This is a genomic window from Paenibacillus sp. TSM33, assembly GCF_056099025.1.
Map to the genome: position 1 here is coordinate 276,305 of NZ_JBLZXB010000017.1, position 19,489 is coordinate 295,793.

The 19,489-nt window shown below is 44.4% G+C and carries 17 protein-coding genes; 5 read left to right on the forward strand and 12 right to left on the reverse strand.

The window, feature by feature from the left end; translation table 11 throughout:
- Positions 1–362 precede the first annotated feature (362 nt).
- Together ACN6NF_RS13100 and ACN6NF_RS13105 are read left to right on the forward strand one after the other, a co-directional pair.
- Positions 363–1,280, forward strand: coding sequence for an ArsR family transcriptional regulator (locus tag ACN6NF_RS13100; protein ID WP_474318097.1), 918 nt, complete (start codon positions 363–365; stop codon positions 1,278–1,280).
- A 66-nt stretch (positions 1,281–1,346) separates the two neighbouring features.
- The gene (locus ACN6NF_RS13105; RefSeq protein ID WP_474318098.1) at positions 1,347–2,111 is read left to right on the forward strand and encodes an HAD family hydrolase; all 765 of its coding nucleotides are present in this window, start codon (positions 1,347–1,349) and stop codon (positions 2,109–2,111) included.
- Positions 2,112–2,137: 26 nt separating this feature from the next.
- Here ACN6NF_RS13105 and ACN6NF_RS13110 read toward each other — a convergent pair whose 3' ends face one another.
- The 8 genes from ACN6NF_RS13110 to pdhA all read right to left on the reverse strand — a co-directional run bounded on the left by ACN6NF_RS13110 (position 2,138) and on the right by pdhA (position 13,591).
- Entirely contained in the window at positions 2,138–4,489 is a 2,352-nt protein-coding gene (locus tag ACN6NF_RS13110; RefSeq protein WP_474318099.1) for a type IA DNA topoisomerase, read from the reverse strand.
- Positions 4,490–5,092: 603 nt separating this feature from the next.
- Entirely contained in the window at positions 5,093–6,580 is a 1,488-nt protein-coding gene (locus ACN6NF_RS13115) for a glutamate synthase subunit beta (RefSeq protein WP_474318100.1), read from the reverse strand.
- 237 nt (positions 6,581–6,817) lie between these two features.
- Entirely contained in the window at positions 6,818–7,306 is a 489-nt protein-coding gene (locus ACN6NF_RS13120; protein WP_474318101.1) for a dihydrofolate reductase, read from the reverse strand.
- Between the two features lie 17 nt (positions 7,307–7,323).
- Positions 7,324–8,118 carry a thymidylate synthase gene (gene thyA, locus ACN6NF_RS13125; RefSeq protein WP_474318102.1) on the reverse strand — a complete coding sequence of 265 codons (795 nt, stop codon included), beginning with the start codon at positions 8,116–8,118 and terminating at the stop codon, positions 7,324–7,326.
- Between the two features lie 250 nt (positions 8,119–8,368).
- Positions 8,369–9,790: a dihydrolipoyl dehydrogenase gene (gene lpdA / locus ACN6NF_RS13130; protein ID WP_016820706.1), complete on the reverse strand. Its 1,422-nt coding sequence runs from the start codon at positions 9,788–9,790 to the stop codon at positions 8,369–8,371.
- Positions 9,791–9,793: 3 nt separating this feature from the next.
- Positions 9,794–11,407, reverse strand: coding sequence for a 2-oxo acid dehydrogenase subunit E2 (locus ACN6NF_RS13135; protein ID WP_474318103.1), 1,614 nt, complete (start codon positions 11,405–11,407; stop codon positions 9,794–9,796).
- Positions 11,408–11,441: 34 nt separating this feature from the next.
- Positions 11,442–12,422, reverse strand: a complete 981-nt coding sequence (locus tag ACN6NF_RS13140; RefSeq protein WP_017427718.1) for an alpha-ketoacid dehydrogenase subunit beta — start codon at positions 12,420–12,422, stop codon at positions 11,442–11,444.
- A gap of 101 nt (positions 12,423–12,523) precedes the next feature.
- Entirely contained in the window at positions 12,524–13,591 is a 1,068-nt protein-coding gene (pdhA, locus tag ACN6NF_RS13145; protein WP_474318104.1) for a pyruvate dehydrogenase (acetyl-transferring) E1 component subunit alpha, read from the reverse strand.
- 255 nt (positions 13,592–13,846) lie between these two features.
- Here pdhA and ACN6NF_RS13150 point away from each other — a divergent pair, with 255 nt between their 5' ends.
- On the forward strand, positions 13,847–14,581 hold the full coding sequence (locus ACN6NF_RS13150; protein ID WP_016821912.1) for an alpha/beta hydrolase: 735 nt from the start codon (positions 13,847–13,849) through the stop codon (positions 14,579–14,581).
- A 143-nt stretch (positions 14,582–14,724) separates the two neighbouring features.
- Here ACN6NF_RS13150 and ACN6NF_RS13155 read toward each other — a convergent pair whose 3' ends face one another.
- Positions 14,725–15,189, reverse strand: a complete 465-nt coding sequence (locus tag ACN6NF_RS13155) for a low molecular weight protein-tyrosine-phosphatase (protein ID WP_474318105.1) — start codon at positions 15,187–15,189, stop codon at positions 14,725–14,727.
- A gap of 146 nt (positions 15,190–15,335) precedes the next feature.
- On the opposite strand from ACN6NF_RS13155, the gene ACN6NF_RS13160 reads away from it, so the two are divergent.
- Both ACN6NF_RS13160 and ACN6NF_RS13165 read left to right on the forward strand, forming a co-directional pair.
- Positions 15,336–15,977, forward strand: a complete 642-nt coding sequence (locus tag ACN6NF_RS13160; protein ID WP_474318106.1) for a thiamine diphosphokinase — start codon at positions 15,336–15,338, stop codon at positions 15,975–15,977.
- Between the two features lie 280 nt (positions 15,978–16,257).
- Positions 16,258–16,758 carry a C40 family peptidase gene (locus ACN6NF_RS13165; protein WP_474318107.1) on the forward strand — a complete coding sequence of 167 codons (501 nt, stop codon included), beginning with the start codon at positions 16,258–16,260 and terminating at the stop codon, positions 16,756–16,758.
- A gap of 65 nt (positions 16,759–16,823) precedes the next feature.
- Here the strand turns inward: ACN6NF_RS13165 and ACN6NF_RS13170 are convergent, their stop codons facing one another.
- The 3 genes from ACN6NF_RS13170 to ACN6NF_RS13180 form a co-directional block, all read right to left on the reverse strand.
- On the reverse strand, positions 16,824–17,516 hold the full coding sequence (locus ACN6NF_RS13170) for a response regulator transcription factor (RefSeq protein ID WP_474318108.1): 693 nt from the start codon (positions 17,514–17,516) through the stop codon (positions 16,824–16,826).
- Positions 17,517–17,663: 147 nt separating this feature from the next.
- Entirely contained in the window at positions 17,664–18,725 is a 1,062-nt protein-coding gene (locus ACN6NF_RS13175) for a ThiF family adenylyltransferase (protein ID WP_474318109.1), read from the reverse strand.
- A complete protein-coding gene (locus tag ACN6NF_RS13180) occupies positions 18,722–19,489 on the reverse strand; it encodes a thiazole synthase (RefSeq protein ID WP_474318110.1) in 768 nt (255 codons plus the stop codon). Before ACN6NF_RS13180 ends, ACN6NF_RS13175 begins: the two co-directional genes overlap by 4 nt.

The window sequence follows — 19,489 nt, forward strand, 5'->3', positions numbered from 1 at the left end:
TCTTATCACGATGTGTACCATGCCATCTGAAAAATCGATATATTACATTTTAAGATGTTTTTAGTATATTAATTTTAGTGTATTAAAGAGAGAAAGAAAAAAATCGCCATCTGAGATGACGATTTTACGGATAGAGCTAGTCTGGTATGTATCCGACTCCATTCGGTGAAGAGCCTCGTATGTTCAATCCGACCAAGTTCACGTCACAACGCACTATTTTATATTATAGTGGACAATGCCTGGCAGAACAAGCCATAATAAATAAGTGGGCAATTTCAGAATGCTCATGTTTTGCTTATGGACGGGCTTTAATTACGTTCACCGCTCTGGGCTAGAAGACAGAATAGGAGGCATTTGGTTCCATGAGTTATCAAATTAAAATAGACACTTCTCCAATTTATGAATTGCTCGGCAGCTTCATGGCCTATGTAACTAAAAAGTGGGTTCAAGATATGGACTTGGGCCATGAATGGATCGACAAGGTCGATGCACGATTACAACAGGAAGTTCGTGCTGAGCTAGCTACAGCTCAGGATTGCCCTTTTAGCGATTATGACGCACTCTATGCCTGGGCGTTGCTTCGACCGGAATCAGATGAAATATCCGACTATATTTCTTACTTGGATCACGGACCGGATAAGGATATGTTTGAGCTGCTTGTTCCGCATATTCCTTTTTTAACCTTTGAAGAATCTTTACGGATTCGTAAGGTATATGCACCACTCCTCAGATTGTGGGATCGTGATTATTTTCGGGCCTTGGAAGGCGAACTGCGTGTGTTGGCAGAAGAAGACGCTGCGGAAAAGCGCATGCTGTTAAGTAAAATGGAACCGGAAGCACTTGTTGAATATGCGACAGCTGGACTAGTTGTGCCCCATATGGAAGATCTCGATACAGTGGTGCTGTTTCCGGTCGTCCATAACCGCCCAATTAATTCATACTGCTTTTATACCCGCACACTGCTGATTCAGTATCCGGTAGATATCCCCGAGGAGAGCGAGGAAGAACCGCCTACGCTTCTACTACGGCTTACTCGTGCTGTCAATGATCCGCAACGGCTGCGTATTCTGCGTTATGTAGCTCAAGGTCCTAAGTCTCTCGAAGACATGCGCCATGATTTAAGCCGATTGGAAGATACACTTATGTCTGATATGATGATTTTGCGTGTGGCTGGCTTGCTCCGCATACACATTGGACGATATCACAAGGAAAAATTCAGCATCCGTCCGGACGGTGCGGCTGATTTGCAGGTATTTTTGGAATCCTATATTGGATTGTAATTTGAATCGCAACTTTAGTTATAAACCGAACACCGTTAAAGCTTTGGCTTGGAAGGAGTAAGCATCATGTCGTATCCGAAGCAGCACATTTTATTTGATCTTGATGACACTTTGGTCCACTGCAACAAGTATTTCGATCTTATTCTCAACCACTTTTTCGATTTGCTTCAGGAATGGTTTGCAGTTCATGACCTAACGAGAAATTCGATCCGTGAAAAACAAATCGAAATTGATGTGGCTGGAGTTCATCAGGTGGGTTTTGCCAGCGAGCATTTTCCACAATCCCTAATAGATACGTACCAATTTTTCTCGGAACAATTTGGACGCCGTACGGATTCTCGGGAAGAGCAGGAGCTTCGCTCGCTTGGCCGAAGTGTGTACGAGCAGGAAATCGAACCGTATCCAGGTATGGCCGAAACGTTAAATTCACTCCAAAAAGCAGGGCATTCCCTTCACCTTTACACTGGCGGTGAGCAGGTCATTCAAGAAAGAAAGATTGAACAAATGAAGCTAGCTACTTACTTTGATGACCGTATCTACATTCGCCAGCATAAAAATGTAGATGCACTGGAAGAAATCATCCAAATGAATCACTTAGACCGAAGCATTACCTGGATGATTGGGAATTCTTTACGTACCGACGTATCTCCAGCCCTGGCGGCAGGTATTCACGCTGTGTATCTTAAGCAGCCCAAAGAATGGATTTACAATATGGTTGAATTGCAAAAAAACGTGAACTCTGTGATGTATACGATACAGAAGCTAACAGAAGTGCCACGGGTAATCCACGAAAGCATACAATTGCATCAACAAAAAAGGACCCTTGGATAGGGTCCTTTTTTGTTGATGCTCCTACCTCAGGAATCCTCACGAACGCTAAGTTCCCCTGTTCCCGGCACCTCCAGAACAATCCGCGCTTTGACGGTCGAACCATCTTTACGTTTAAAAGACAACAATTGCGTCTGCCCCTTCGCGAGCAAGGACTTGAGCATCGTTTCGGTAATCTGCTTGCCCGCATATTCCTTCCAAATGACAAAGCCACAGCCCTGCTTAAAGTGGCTACACCCATACCCTTTGCGGCCTTCAATAATGCTTCCACCGCAATTGGGGCACGGGCAGCTGCCTAACGCCTGCCTTTGGCTTGCTGAAGTATCTGACTGTCCATCAGATGAGCTTCGCACTGCTTTTGTAGTCGAACTGCGACTTATTGGCGCTGATGCTTGCTTTAGCGCAGCACTTCCTGCACTGCTACCGCCTCCTGATGCTGTGCGGTCTCTTCCTTTGGCGGTGGTGGCACGTCCACTCGTACCTGCACTGCGGACGTTTCCCTTCCCTCCTGAATTGCTCCTTGCCTCCTCGCCAAAGGCATTTGCGGGAGCAGGTGGCTGCTGCCTTACCTTATCAATGATGGACAATGTGAATCTTTTAACGTTATCCATAAACTTCTCCTGCGCTGCCTCACCCTTGGAAATTTGATGAAGACGGCGTTCCCATTGACCTGTCATCTCCGGTGAGGCTAATAGATCTACCCCAGCATGTCGGATCAAGTCAATAGCCATCTTTCCCTTATCTGTAATCAGAATCTTTTTGCCCTTCATTTCAATGTAGCCGACTTTCTTTAATCGTTCAATTGTGGCGGCCCGTGTCGCAGGTGTACCCAAGCCAGCATCCTTCATAACCTCGCGTAATTCCTCATTTTCCATCTGCTTGCCCGCGCTTTCCATCGCTTTAAGCAATGTGCCCTCCGTGTAGCTTTTAGGGGGCTGAGTCGCCTTTTCTTTCATCTCAGCGCGAACACAATCTACCAGACGCCCTGCATCAATTTCAAACTTCTTGTCCGTCCACTCGTCCGTTTCTTCTTCATCTTCTTTTTTGGATGTTTTGCTCTTTTTACCTTTATCCTGATCAGCCTTGCTCAAAACCACTTTCCATCCCAAGGACAGAAGCTCCTTAATATTGGTTTTGAACAGATGCTTATCCACTTGCGTCATTACGGTATGCATTTTATATTCAGCCGGAGGAAAAAAATGTGACAAAAACCTGCGAATAACCAGATCGTATACATTTTGTTCCTCCTTGCTTAGGGTTCCCGGCCTTTTTAACGTCGGCAAAATAGCATGGTGATCCTCAACACGAGACGGATTGCAGACCGATTTATTCTGTTTATGGACCAAATTAGGGTTTGCTTGTTGTACTAGATCAGCATAAGGGCCTGTCCCCAGCATCCGTAATGCCTTATGCATGCCGTCTATATTCTGCTCTGTCACATAATTAGAGTTGGTACGCGGATAGGAAATGACCTTGTGACGCTCATAAAGCGCTTGTGCCACATCCAGCGTTTTTTTGGCTGAATAACCGTACTTGGCATTCGCCTCGCGTTGAAGCAGCGTCAAATCGTACAATTTAAAAGGATACTCCTTTGTCTGCTTCGTATCATATTTGGTAATCTTCCCCTCTTTTCCACGTACCGCAGCGGCGATCTCCTCAGCTTCTTCCGATTTCGTCAGCCGATCTCCCTGCCATGCCCCTTTGTACTTAATCTGATCTTGCTTAAACTCAGCCCACACGTCATAGAAGGTTTGAGACTGAAATGCTTCAATTTCCTTTTCGCGATCATGAATCAGCGCCAGCACGGGAGTCTGTACCCGTCCTACCGACAGCAGTGTGTTATGTCGTGTTGTGAACGCTCTGGAGGCGTTCATGCCAATCAGCCAGTCCGCTTCACTTCGTGCCCGCGCAGCTTGAGTCAGGAATTCAAACTCCGAGGCATCTCGCAATCGTTCAAAGCCTGTCGCAATACTCTCCGCCGTCAAGTCCGAGATCCACAACCGCTTAACTGGCTGTCGTAGCTTTAGCTGCTGCTGAATTAACGCAAAAATATATTGCCCCTCCCGTCCAGCGTCACAAGCATTCACGATGGCATTGCAGCGTTTGGCCAGCTCACCAATCATTTTTAGCTGATCTTTTGTTTTCGGATTAGGTACGATTTTGAATTGTTCAGGGATAATCGGAAGATCTTGAATATTCCATCGTTTGTACTTAGCATCGTAAGCATCCGGCTCAGCCAAACCCAACAGATGACCGATCGCCCAGGTTACAATGTATTTCTCCCCTTCCAAATAGGTACGGTTATTTTTAGCACGCGGCTCCATAACAGCGGCAATCGTCCGCCCCATATCTGGTTTCTCAGCAATAATCAACGTCTTCATTCATTCCATTCCTTCCTGACGGCCTTCTGTTTCTCCTCCATGAATCATAGATATACATGGAACGCAAATGAAAACACAGGTATCCCGGCCTCATGCAAAAGGAGCCTTCTCCCAGCGAAAGCTCCTTTGTAAATTCTTTTAGTCTAGCGCTTCAACAATATACATCTATTATACCATAGATATCATGGTTCTCTCAGGTCATGATTTTATGTAACCTTGGAAAAGATCATGTCATCTTCCTTTTAAAGCAATATAGATATAGAAAATCCAAGTTAAATCTACACCTTTAGCAAACGCGAGTTACATTTAAGTTAGTTAATATAACATACTATTAAGTTATCACCTAATTTTTTTTGTAAAATAAATGTATTTTTCTATGAAAAGGCTACACACGACCCTCATTTTTATGTTATGATCACTATAGATAACAACCACATGATTAGAAAGCCAATTTCAAGTCATTTTATATAACATAAAATTCACAAAAAATTTGTATATCCCCTAGAAAATTGGCTTCAGCAATTAGTGATAAAGATTGAAACATAAATAAAAGCCCCATCCTAAGATGGAGCCTTTACTTGATTCGTCACATAAAATTTATAATTATACCAAAACGGTAGCACCCATGAGGTATTTATCAACTTCACGTGCTGCTTCTCGGCCTTCATTTATTGCCCACACCACAAGACTTTGTCCGCGGCGCATGTCGCCCGCAGCAAACACCTTATCCACATTCGTCACATATTTTCCATAACGTGCCTTAACATTAGAGCGACGGTCCGTTTCCAAACCGATTTCCTGCACAATCGTTTGCTCAGGCCCATCAAATCCAATCGCAATCAGCGCAATTTGAGCCGGGAATACGCGTTCCGTACCTGGAATCGGTTGATAGATTTTACGTCCTGTTTCATCAACAATACGTTGAATTTGAATGGTGTGCAGTTCTTTCAGATTGCCGTTCTCATCGCCCACAAATTTGGTTGTCATGATGGAAAACTCACGCGGGTCTTCGCCGAACAACGCTTTCGCTTCTTCCTGTGCATAATCGAGAGAGTACACATTCGGAAACTGCGGCCAAGGATTCGCAATCGGATCCCGTTCTAGTGGCGCTTTGGTGTGTGTACCAAATTGAGTGACACTCCGGCAACCATGGCGCAAAGAAGTAGCTACACAGTCCGAACCTGTATCACCGCCACCGATAACAATAACGTCTTTACCTTTAGAGGACAAATAGTTGCCATCTTCGAGGTTGGAATCCAGATAACTCTTGATGGTGCCATTCAAATAATCCATAGCATAATGAACGCCATTCAAATCGCTACCTTCAATATTGAATTCTCTCGGCTTTGTAGATCCACCGCATAGCACAACTGCATCATAGTCGGCAACCAACTGCTCAGTAGGGATATCTTTGCCAATTTCCGTATTCGTGATGAATTGGATACCTTCAGCCTCCAGCAAATCTACACGACGCTGTACAACCTTCTTATCCAGCTTCATGGATGGAATTCCGTACATCAGCAACCCACCTACACGATCTGCACGCTCATACACAGTCACGCTGTGCCCTGCCTTGTTAAGCTGTGCCGCAGCAGCCAATCCCGCAGGACCCGAGCCAACAATAGCCACTCGTTTGCCTGTACGTTTTTCCGGCGGGTTGGGAACAACCCAACCTTCCTCAAAGCCTTTTTCGATAATCGCTTCCTCAATTGTCTTAATGGTAACAGACTCCCCAATAAGGCCAACTGTACATGAACCTTCACATGGCGCAGGACAGACACGACCCGTAAATTCTGGAAAGTTATTTGTTTTGTGCAGCCGATCTAACGCTTCCTTCCACAAACCACGATATACGAGATTGTTCCATTCCGGAATAAGATTATGAACTGGGCAGCCTAAAGTTGCTCCCATGAGATCCATCCCCGTATGACAATAAGGAGTTCCGCAGTCCATACAACGCGCCCCTTGGGTACGCAGCTCTTCTTCAGACATATGCTTATGGAATTCTTCCCAATCCTTTATACGCTCTGCCGGGTCCCGGTCTGTAGGAAGCTGTCGTGTGTATTCCATAAATCCAGTTGGTGTAGACATGTTACGTTCCCCCATCTCTTCGCTTATGAACCCCGATCATCCATTCAGAATTCTAATCAAATTCGAACTTGTCTGTTTGTGTTATGAAAGGGTCTGTTCTCGTTGAATTTGATTTATTGTATCACAATACAGCGTAAAAGTAATGAAAACTTATGCAACTTTCTGCATCTACAGCCAAAAGGATTTTTTATATGGTTTATTAATTTTTCAAATGAGCTAGGTTGAATTCATCTATTGTTATTCTGTTCTCTCGTAAACAACAAAACGGTAGTCATACAGGTTTTTGTCGTCCTTGATACCCGGCGTCTCATTGACTATAGTCCAGCCGCTCCAATCCAGCTCAGGAAACGTCGTATCACCTTCAAAAGTCTCCTCAATTCGAGTCACAATCAGCCGATCAGCATGTGGCCAAAACAGTGAATAAATCTCTGCTCCGCCAATGACCATTAGCTCTTCTTCCTGCGCAAGGTGGAGCCCCTCTTCCAGTGTATGAATCACTTCCGCACCTTCTGCCTGATAGTGCTCATCACGAGTCAAAACGACGTTGCGACGGTTTGGTAAGCTTTTCCCGCCAAAGGATTCCCAGGTTTTTCGTCCCATGAGTACCGTTTTATTAATCGTCTGCTCTTTGAAGAAGACCATGTCTCTGGGAAGGCGCCAAGGAAGACTGTTATCCCGGCCAATCACACCATTTTGTGCCATAGCCCATATCATCGAAATGCTCATCTTTCCAACTCCTCTAATCAGATGGCGACAGGCGCCTTGATCCCTGGGTGATGCTCGTAATTCTCAAAAACAAAATCCTCGTAAGTGTAATCGAAAATGGATTCAGGCTTGCGCAGAATTTTTAACTGTGGCAAGGGATAAGGATCACGTTCCAACTGTGTATGCACTTGTTGTATATGATTTGAATAAATATGCACATCGCCGCCTGACCAAATGAACTCTCCGGGCTCCAAACCGCACTGCTGTGCAACCATATGCGTCAGCAATGCATAACTAGCGATATTGAACGGCAGTCCAAGGAAGGTATCCACTGAACGCATCGTCAGCATACAGGATAACTTTCCTCCAGCTACGTAGAATTGAAATACAAAATGACATGGCGGCAACTTCATCGATTCAATTTCAGCTACATTCCAAGCACTGACAATATGTCGACGTGAATCCGGATTGTTTTTGATAGCCTCAATGACATTCGCAATTTGATCAATATGTTGTCCGTCCGTTGTTTCCCATGCGCGCCATTGCGATCCATATACAGGCCCCAAATTCCCCTGCTCGTCTGCCCATTCATCCCAGATGCTAACCCCGTTCTCCTTGAGATAAGCAATATTGGTATCCCCTCGCAAAAACCATAACAGCTCGTGTATAACGGATTTCAAATGTACTCTTTTAGTGGTCACCAACGGGAAGCCCTTGGCCAGATCAAAACGAAGTTGCCTTCCGAATACAGATAATGTTCCTGTCCCTGTCCGATCCTCTTTTTCCACTCCGTTCTCTAAAATATCCTCCAACAATTCCAAGTAGTTGCGCACGTTGTTTCTCTCCTTTGAACATGAATAAAAAAACAGCATCGTCAATTTTTAATTTTTGAAAATTATCGATCTACACCATTAATCTATATTTAGTTTATCATGTAGGGTACTTTTTTGACCATGTACTGTGTGAATTTTCATGATAGTCCAATAATCTTAAAGTTTGAAAAAAAGAGACAAAGAGCGCACATATAGCGCTCCTTGCCTCTTTTTTCATGTATGAATCCAAAAACAAGATAATGAAATGGAATTAGCGACGTGGCGCCAATGCATGGATCGGATGACCCATTACAACTTCTGCTGCTTCCATCACCAGTTCGCCCAGTGTAGGGTGAGCATGGATAGTCAGGGAGATATCTTCGAGTGTAGCACCCATTTCAATCGCCAGACCCAGCTCAGCAATCAGGTTGGAAGCTTCCAGACCTACGATTTGCGTACCCAATACCAGACCTGTATCTGCGTCAGCTACGATTTTCACAAAGCCTTCAGCAGCGTTCAGGGAAACAGCACGACCGTTTGCTCCGTAAGAGAACTTACCAACTTTGACATTGTAGCCTTTTTCTTTAGCTTGTGTCTCTGTGTAGCCTACGCTAGAGCATTCTGGATCTGTGAACACAACAGCCGGAATACATTTGTAGTCTACAACAGATGGTTGGCCGGCAATTACTTCAGCAGCTACTTTACCTTCGTAAGAAGCTTTGTGAGCCAGAGCAAGACCAGGAACAATATCACCGATTGCGAAGATGTGAGGAATGCTTGTGCGTCCTTGGTGGTCAACTTTCACCATTCCGCGGTCATCCAGTTCTACACCGATCAAATCCAGACCCAGTTCACCGTCTGTATTTGGACGACGTCCAACAGTTACCAGCAGGTACTCAGCAGTTACTTCTTTGCTTTCACCGTTCACAGAGAATTTCACTGTTACATCTTTATCAGTTTGTTCCGCACTTTCCGCTTTAGCGCCAGTGAAGATTTCGATACCTGTTTTCTTCATGCTTTTCGAAACGATGGAAGTCATATCTTTATCGAAGCCAGGAAGAACAGTATCCATACCTTCAATGATCGTTACTTTGGAACCGAATTTGGAATACATTTGTCCAAGCTCTGCACCAATGTATCCACCACCGATAACGATCAGGCTTTTCGGAATTTCAGGCAGGTTCAATGCTTCAGTAGAAGACAGAATGCGTCCGCCAAACGGGAATGGCTTCAATTCGATAGGACGGGAGCCTGTTGCGATAATCGCATTTTTAAAACGGTAACGTGGTGATTCATGTTCGTTGAATACACGCGCTTCGTTTTCGTTGATGAACATGCACTCACCGTTGAAAACTTCGACTTTGTTGCCTTTGAGCAAGCCGCTTACGCCGCCAGTCATTTTCTTAACAACACCGTTTTTGAATTCTTGCGTTTTAGCAAAATCTACTTTTACATTTTCAGCCGTAATACCGAAAGTTTCGCCATGTTTAGCTGCTTCGTATTGATGAGCTGCAGAGATCAAAGCTTTGGATGGAATACATCCACGATTCAGACAGACACCGCCCAGCTCAGATTTGTCAACGATCAATACGCTTTGTCCCAATTGTGCGGCACGGATGGCAGCTACATAGCCGCCAGGACCCGCACCGATAACCAATGTGTCAATATCCAGAGAAGCGTCTCCTACTACCATTGATTACACCTCCATTACAAGCAGCTCAGGGTTAGCGAGCAGCTGTTTGATATAGTTCATGAAGTTTTGAGCAGTTGCACCGTCAATAATACGGTGGTCAAAGCTCAGGGAAAGAGCCATTACTGGAGCGGCAACAATTTCACCGTTTTTCACGACTGCTTTTTCACTAATGCGGCCAGTACCCAAAATTGCAACCTCAGGGAAGTTGATGATTGGAGTAAAGAACATACCGCCTGCGGAACCAATGTTCGTGATGGAAATTGTGCTTCCTCTCATTTCATTGGCAGCCAATTTACCATCACGACCGCGTACAGCCAGATCACGAATGGAATCAGCAATCATCCAGATACTTTTACGATCAGCATCTTTGATAACAGGAACAATCAAGCCGTTGTCTGTATCTGTAGCGATACCGATGTTGTAGTATTTTTTGTAGACAATTTCGTTAGCTTCTTCGTCGATCGAGGCATTCAGAGCCGGGAATTGACGGGAAGCAGCAACCAAAGCTTTTACGATGAACGGCAGGTAAGTTACTTTTGTGCCTTTCTTCTCTGCAATTGGTTTGATACGAGTACGGAAAGCAACCAGCTCAGTTACATCCACTTCATCCATAATTGTAACGTGTGGAGCCGTGTAAGCCGACTTAACCATAGCATTGGAAATTGCTTTACGGATACCTTTAAATGGTACGCGTTCTTCCTCAGCACGCGGATCTGCAGCTGGTGCGGATGGTGCTGCAGCTTTCGCTTCTTTTTTAGCTGGCTCTTGCGCTTTTGCAGCTTCTTTCGCTGCTGGTGCAGCCGCTTGGCCTCCACCATTTTTGAAAGCTTCTACATCTTCTTTAGTGATTTTACCGTTTTTGCCAGAGCCACTCACGTGAGCGATGTTAACACCTTGCTCACGTGCAAATTTGCGGACGCTAGGTGTAGCCAGTACGTCTTTATTCGAAGCAGCAGGTGTTGCACCTGGTTGAGTGTTCGCTCCACCTTTTGCAGCATCCTCTTCTTGTTTAACAGCAGCTGGTGCTTCTTCTTGCTCAGGAAGTTCACCCTCAGCAGCGATGACAGCCACAACTTGACCTACGTTAAAGATGTCTCCGTCTTTGGCAAATACTTCTTGAACCGTACCATTAACCGGACATGGGACTTCAACTACAGCCTTGTCGTTTTGTACTTCCATGATGATATCATCATCAGTTACTTTGTCACCGGGCTTGATGTGCATCTTGATGATTTCGCCTTCGTGCAGACCTTCACCCAGCTCTGGGAATTTATATTCAAATCTAGCTGTACCTGCAGCTCCGCCTTGGGCAGCAGCACTTGGCTCAGGGCTAGCAGCTGGTGCTTCCGGTGCATCTTCTTGTTCAGGAAGTTCACCTTCTGCGTCGATGATAGCTACAACTTGACCTACGTTGAAGATGTCTCCGTCTTTGGCAAATACTTCTTGAACCGTACCATTAACTGGACATGGAACTTCAACTACAGCCTTGTCGTTTTGTACTTCCATGATGATATCATCATCAGTTACTTTGTCGCCGGGCTTGATGTGCATCTTGATGATTTCGCCTTCATGAAGACCTTCACCCAGCTCCGGGAATTTATATTCAAATTTTGCCACGTTTAAAACCTCCCAAATTTACGGTGTGCTTTAATTAAAATTCCATTACTTTATTAACCGCATCAATGATACGTGTTGGCGTTGGCAACCAAGTATCTTCAATTTGAGCGAATGGATAAACGGTATCCGGACCTGCTACACGCAGAACTGGTGCTTCCAGATGCAGGATTGCTTTTTCGTTAATTTGTGCAATAACTTCAGCAGCAACACCTGCACTCTTTTGCGCTTCTTGAACAACGATCGCACGATTGGTTTTTTGAACAGAGGCAACAATGGTATCAATGTCAATCGGACTGATTGTACGCAAATCAATGATTTCCACTTTAATACCTTTAGTTTTTTCCAGTTCTTCAGCAGCCTTAACTGAAGTGTGTACCATCATACCGTAAGTAATGATCGTTACATCAGAACCTTCACGAACTACATTAGCCTTGCCCAGTTCAACAGTGTAATCATTCTCAGGAACTTCAGCACGGAATGCATGGTACAGGTTCAAATGCTCCATGAAAAATACTGGATCGTTATCGCGAATAGACGCGATCATAAGACCTTTTGCATCGTAAGGGTTGGAAGGAACAACAACCTTAATACCTGGTGTTTGAGTCAAAAGACCTTCCAAGGAGTCTGTGTGCAGCTCAGCTGCCTTAACACCGCCACCGAAAGGTGTACGGAATACGATTGGAGAATTGTAACGTCCACCGGAACGGTAACGCATACGGGATGCTTGAATCGCCATTTGATCGAGCGCTTCAAAGATAAAACCTACGAACTGGATTTCAGCTACAGGGCGGAAGCCTTGAATACCCAGACCGACAGCAAGACCCCCGATTGCGGATTCCGCCAGCGGAGTATCGAATACACGTTCCTCGCCAAATTCTTTTTGCAGACCTTCGGTAGCGCGGAATACGCCACCTACATGACCTACGTCTTCACCAAAAAGCAGGACGTTAGGGTCGCGTTTCAACTCTACGCGCAGTGCGTCACGAATCGCTTCTTTCATGTTCATTTGTGCCATTTGCTTCATTTCCTCCTTAAACATTGACAGATCAATTTCAGTTCAGGTCAATCGAAAAAACAGACCGGATCGGGTTGCCGCCCGGTCTCTTTCAAGTTCAATTATTTAAAATCAGCTTTTTGTTCTTCCAAGTGCTTAGGCGTATTTTCAAACATGCTATCGATCAGGCCAGGAATTGTCATTTTTTCTGTTTTCTCGGCTTTTTTGATCTCTTCGTTCACTTTTGCCTTAGCTTCTTCTTTTACGCGAGCTGTATCTTCTTCAGTCCAAAGACCTTTTTTCTCAAGGTATTTCGCAAAGCGGGCAATTGGATCTTTCGCATTCCATTCGCCTTCTTCTTCTTTAGAACGATATTTAGTTGCATCGTCTGAAAGGGAATGTGGACGGAAACGGTAAGTAACCGCTTCAATCAATGTTGCACCTTCGCCATTACGTCCACGCTCTGCAGCTTCTTGAACAGCTTTAATAACTGCAAGCACGTCCATACCGTCGATTTTCACGCCTTTAATACCAGCAGCTACTGCTTTATGAGCGATCGAAAGAGCAGCCGTTTGTTTTGAGAATGGCGTTGTGATCGCGTAACCATTATTTTGCACAAAGAAAATAACTGGCAACTTGTATACACCAGCGTAGTTCAGACCTTCGTAGAAATCACCTTCGGAAGAACCGCCGTCGCCTGTATATGTAATGACGACTTGTTTTTGTTTTTTCAGTTTGTAGCCCATTGCAATCCCCATAGCGTGCAGAATTTGCGCGCCAATGATGATTTGCGGCATCAATACGTTAACGCCGTCCGGAATTTGACCACCATGTTGATGACCACGGGAATACAAGAAAGCTTGATATAATGGCAGGCCATGCCAAACGAGTTGCGGAATATCTCGGTAGCCTGGTGCAATAAAGTCTTCTTTTTGGAGCGCAAATTCACTACCAACCATTGTTGCTTCTTGTCCGGATACCGGAGCGTAGAAGCCGAGACGTCCTTGACGGCCCAAGTTAACAGCACGGTCATCCCAAGTACGTGTAAATACCATACGATACATAATTTCTTTCAATTGATCATCTGTAAGTTTAGGCAATTTATCTTTATTGATAATTTCACCATCCGGAGAAAGCACGGACAGAGCCTCAACTTCCTCTGTGTAAACTTCATAAGGAACCTTGCTCATTTTCTTCACCTCAACAAAAAAATTTGAATATCAAGTTCCGCTGTTATAGGACTATTATACACCTGTTATATCGCTCGCGTCAAAGATTTAGTTATTTTTTTTGAGTTTACCACATTTTTGTGTATGTAACAGGGTATGTTCTTTACTATAACAGCTTAGTACATGATTGAAATTTTAAACATCTATTGCAATCAGGGTAATCTTAACTTATTGTGATCCCGAATGCAAAATAATACCCAAGAAAGGTGACGAAAAATGACGGATTCTCGGTATTTAAAACGAACCATCCTTAAAGACGAAGTAGACAGCCGCTTACTTGGCGAAACCCGAATTCTTCGGATTTATTTGCCGCCCGGCTATAATGAAATATTGAGCTACCCGGTCGTCTACTGTCAGGATGGAGAGGAATTCTTCAACTTTGGACGCATTGCAACACACGCCAACCGTCTCATACTGGATGAAGGCGTGGAACCCTTCATTATTGTAGGCGTGGAAGTGAACACTAAAATCAGAACTCAGGAGTACGCTCCCTTCGGCAATCGTTTTGAAGCATACACTGCCTGTTTTGCAGAAGAGATTATTCCCTATGTAGAACAAAAGTATCCTATAAGAAAAGATGCAGCTTCCCGCATTCTTGCTGGGGATTCACTGGGAGGCAGTGTGTCTCTTCATTTGGCGCTATTGTATCCTGAGCTGTTTAATCGCATTATCAGCCTCTCAGGTGCCTACTATGAAGCTTCGCAAGAAATTATTGCCCGTGAGAAAGAACTGTCGCACCTAAATGTATGGATGACAGTTGGCCTTCAGGAAGATGCTTTTGAGAGCGATACCGGAATTTACAACTTTGTAGAGCTGAACCGTCAATGCGCAGATTTACTGCGCGAGCGGAACGCTGAAGTTTCTTACCGTGAAAAGGATGGCAAACATTTATGGGGCTTTTGGCAAAACGAGTTGCCTGACGCGCTAATGTATTTTTTGGATCGTGCCTGAGTAAAAAACATATAAGACAACGATGAGGAATGGAGCATTGACCTAGGAGGTCATAAGGCTCCTTCCTCTTTTTTTATAACTTGGTTGCGCTTTCAAAAATATATAACGAAAACGGCAATGATTGCCGTCATCTGTCGTTCCCATTATAGCTTTTCTTCTATGATCTTGTCCAGCAAGGCCTCGCATCCTGCGTCCATTAATCGATAGGTCTCTTCAAAATTCCCAGTAAAATATGGGTCGGGTACTTCTCTTAGCTTTTCTTGAGGAAGCAAATCCATAAATTTTAGAATATCAGCATCTGCTCCACCTGTAAGCTTACGCATATTTCGTTCATTAGAGTCGTCCATGCACACGATATAATCAAACGCGTCAAAATCACGATCCGTTATTTGCCGTGCCTGTATGCCTTGTTCGCTGATTCCGTGCAGTTTAAGCTGCTTTAGCGTTCCCTCATGCGGAGGATTTCCAATGTGCCAGTCGCCCGTTCCAGCCGAGTCCACCCGGATTTCTGCGTCTAATCCCCGTTCCTTTGCTTTATGTCTCAGTATTGCCTCCCCCATGGGAGAGCGGCAAATATTGCCCAAACACACAAACAAGACGTTAATCATTTCGTTCCCCTTCCTCTTCACGTCACACTTCTTTTTTCTGTTCCATTGTAGCCAAGTCCTCCAAAATTGTGCAAGCCATATTTAACGCGGTATACTTAAAATGATCGTATATATGGGACTGTATGCAGAAAGAAAGGATGTTGGATATGACGAAAAAACGAGCCATTGTATTTTCAGGCGGTCGTCTTAATGAAGAAGATTTACAACAAATACAACCCGATGATTTTATTATAGGTGCAGATAAAGGGGCCCTTTTCCTGATAGAACACGGTATTTCGCCTCATGTCTCTGTAGGAGATTTTGATTCGATTACTTCAGAAGAACAAGAAAGGGTAAAATCAGCAAGCCAACGTATGCTTGCGTGTGATCCAGTACTTAAGGACCTAACAGATACAGAGCTCGCTTTAGAAATCGCTATCGACGAACAAGCAGATCATGTACTCATGCTCGGTGTGACTGGTACTCGGATGGACCACACATTAGCCAATGTTCAAATATTAGTACGGGCCATGCAGCATCATATTAGTTGCGCTATCATGGACGCACATAATTATATCGAGCTTACTGGATCAACGCTCGAGATCCAGCCTATGGGCTATACATATACATCGCTGATTCCTATGACCGCCGAAGTAACAGGTATACAACTGGAAGGATTTATGTATCCACTCCATAATGCCACTCTTAAAATGGGACAATCACGTGGTGTCAGCAATAAGCTAACGGCTGCAAAAGGTACTATTTCTATTAAAAGCGGTCTACTACTCGTTATTCAAAGCAAAGATTAATTATGACATTGTTGTAACTATTTCAAATGTTGTTTACCCACTTAAAACCCTTGATTATCAAGGGTTTTTTCGTTTTCACAGGTTCTAGAACCAATTTATTTTTTACAAATTGTAATTTTTAATCGTTTTTTAATAATTACGACTTAAGCCTTGTCACTCAAGCATTTGAGAGTAGTTTTCCAACTATTAGGCGGCTTCAAACCTGTTATACTCAACGCTGTCAGTTAGTTAGCAACTCAGCAAAATATTGCACAAATCAATTTTTGGAGGTACTTACAACATGAATATGCATAAAATCATAAAAAAGGTAATTATCGCAGGGGTCGCTGCCACTATTGGCTTTGGTACTTTTGCCATTGAGGGAACAAATACAGCACAAGCTGCTACTGCTACTACTACTGTAGGTCAAAAAGTAATTAACTACGGCAAAAAATATATGGGTACTCCTTATAAATTTGGAGCTTCCACAAGCACCACACGCAATTTTGACTGTTCTTCTTTCATGAAGCACATATTCAAGAAATACGGAGTCGATTTGCCGCGTACTTCTGTTCAACAGTCTAAAGTCGGACATGCCGTATCCAAGGCCAATTTGAAAAAAGGGGACTTAGTGTTCTTTTCAAGTGGTAGCCGCGCTACAGGACGCAACATTACTCACGTAGCAGTCTATATGGGCGGGGGTAAAATTTTACACACTTACGGTGGACCTGGGGTGACCATCTCCGATTTGAACTCTGACAACTGGAAAAGAACATACATTAAAGCACGTCGCGTGCTGTAATGTAACACTCATTTGAAATAGGTAAGCCGGGACGAAAAGTTCCGGCTTTTTTTATATAACCTATGCTAGTTTGCTTCAATGGGCGTTCTGAGTGAATAGCCAATGCCTCGTTCCGTTCGTATCATTTTAAACTTTTGCCCCCTATCCACTTTAACCCTCAAATGCCTGATGTACACATCTACTACATTCGTATCAGCGATATAATCATGTTTCCAAACATCCCTTAAAATTTGCTGCCTGCTGCAAACTTGGTTAAGATGTATCGCCAGATGTAGCAAAAGATCAAATTCTTTCGGAGTTAATTCCAGTTCGCGTTCCCCTCTGCTCACCATTCTGCTTGCAGTGTCTATATGTAAATCCCCCACTTCGATTGCCCTTTTCACATCACGTTCAATACCAAAAATTCGTAATAAATTAGCCACTCTAGCCAGAAGAACTCTAGGATAAAAAGGCACTACCATTACATCATGTGCCCCTTCTTCAAAGCAGGAAACCATATATCCCTCCTCATCCGAAGAAATCATTGCAAGTATCGGCACATGAGGATGGTTCTGCTGCAAATTGCGAATCAAGCCTTGAGTGCCCGCCTGTTCATCTTTAATGTTCAGAAGTAGCAAACTCACAGGATTCTGAGTTAAATAAGGGCTTACATCCGACGTATTACGAACATGAACCACCTGATAACCTGCCTGCTCCAATGGACGAACGATTACAGCGGACGCTTCATTTTCATCCACAAGTACAATTAACGGGCTCATCTTTTCACCCACCTAATTTGGACATCGCATTACATATTTGGATCGAATAAGTTTGTTATAAGCCATTAAACTTATTTGTATTAGTGTAACAAAAAAGCAGAAAATCATTCTCTGACGAATGGCTTTCTGCTTTAAGGTTTATGGTTTTCAGCCCAAATAGCGATGATACAGACTTCTTGCTTTCGCCACGTCCCTTGTTCCATGGATTAACGCTCTGCCATCTGCAAAAACAACCAGGCGATGCTCGCCCACACTAAAAGAAACCAGATACGAATTCCACTCTACGTTTCCCTCGTCCAATGCTGCAAGTCTATCTGCTAACTCCGCGAGATTCAGATGTGCCCGAATGGCGGGTCTTATCTGAACAGTATCCCTACCGCATAAAACATCTGTTTTCTGGCGATGAGAGGCTGATAAATAGGGGTACGTCGGTTGACTACCGCAGGAAGGACAATTCGCCTTTTTAAGACGATCCACTGCTATTGCTACATACTCATTTTTCCACAGATCAAACGAAAGCAACTTTCCTCTCAAGTCCGCGGGATATCCACCAAGAAGTTTAAAGGCTTCTGTAGTCTGGTTAGCGGTAACCATCTGTACTGCCTGCGGAATAATGCCGGCCGTATCACATGTCTCTCCTCCAAACGGTACAGTTCCCATCAGACAGTGTAGACAAGGCGTTTGACCCGGTAAAAAAGTGTAAGTTACACCGTAGCTACCCACACATCCTCCATAAATCCAAGGAATACGATGCTTGAGAGCCACGTCGTTCATAAGAAGCCGGGTATCGAAGTTATCGGTTGCATCCATCATGAGATCCACACCCTGGATTAACTCTTCCAGCTCTTCTACCCCAACATCCAAGATATGTGCATGTATGATTGTTTCCGAATTAATATCCTTTAATCTTCGCTGGGCCGCTATTGCTTTGGGACACCTTTGCACAGCATCACTTTCCTGAAAAAGCTGCTGACGCTGCAAATTGCTCCATTCCACATAATCCCGGTCTACGAGACTTACCGTACCTACACCTCCACGAACTAGCGTTTCTGCAATACCTGTACCCAGCGCTCCAACACCTATGATTAATACGTGAGAGGAAGCAAGCCGGCGTTGTCCTGCAGGCCCAAAGGGCGCAAACCTTTCCTGTCTGGAATAACGGTCACTTTGTGGTGTGCCAGCACCGGATTTTTTTTCAGTTATCCTCATCCTTGAACCATGCCTTCTGTTGGACTGCTTGCCGAAGCATACCGTTTTACAGGAATCATCCCTGCCTCAAAACCATATCTGCCTGCACGCACAGCCAGCTTCATAGCTTCAGCCATTTTCACAGGGTTCTTCGCCCCCGCGACAGCTGTATTTAGCAGAACACCATCTGCACCCAACTGCATCGCCATTGCTGCGTCACCAGGTGAGCGAATGCCAGCATCGACGATAACCGGAACTTCCGCTTGCTCGATAATCAACTCTAATGAAAACGGATTGAGCAAACCATGTCCTGTACCAATCGGTGACGCCCCAGGCATAACGGCATGTACTCCAAGCTCTTGCAACCTCTTCGCTAGTATCACATCATCCGATATGTAGGGCAGTACAACAAAGCCTTCCTCTAGCAGCTTTTCACTAGCTTTCAACGTTTCAAAAGGGTCAGGCAACAGCGTCTTGCTATCCCCAATGACCTCCACCTTAATCATATCGCACAAGCCGGAAGCTTTTGCCAACTTGGCTATACGGATTGCCTCCTCTGCCGTTGTTGCTCCTGCTGTGTTGGGAAGAAGTGTATACTGGCTCAAATCCAGTGTATCAAGAAAATGCTGCTTATCCCGTTCCTCTAAATTCAATCTACGCACGGCAAACGTTAATATTTCCGTCTCAGCAGCCTCTACGGCTTGGGATTGGATATCCAAATCCGAAAATTTCCCTGTTCCCAGCAACAGCCTTGAGGTAAAAGTTGCTTTTCCAATGGTTAACAT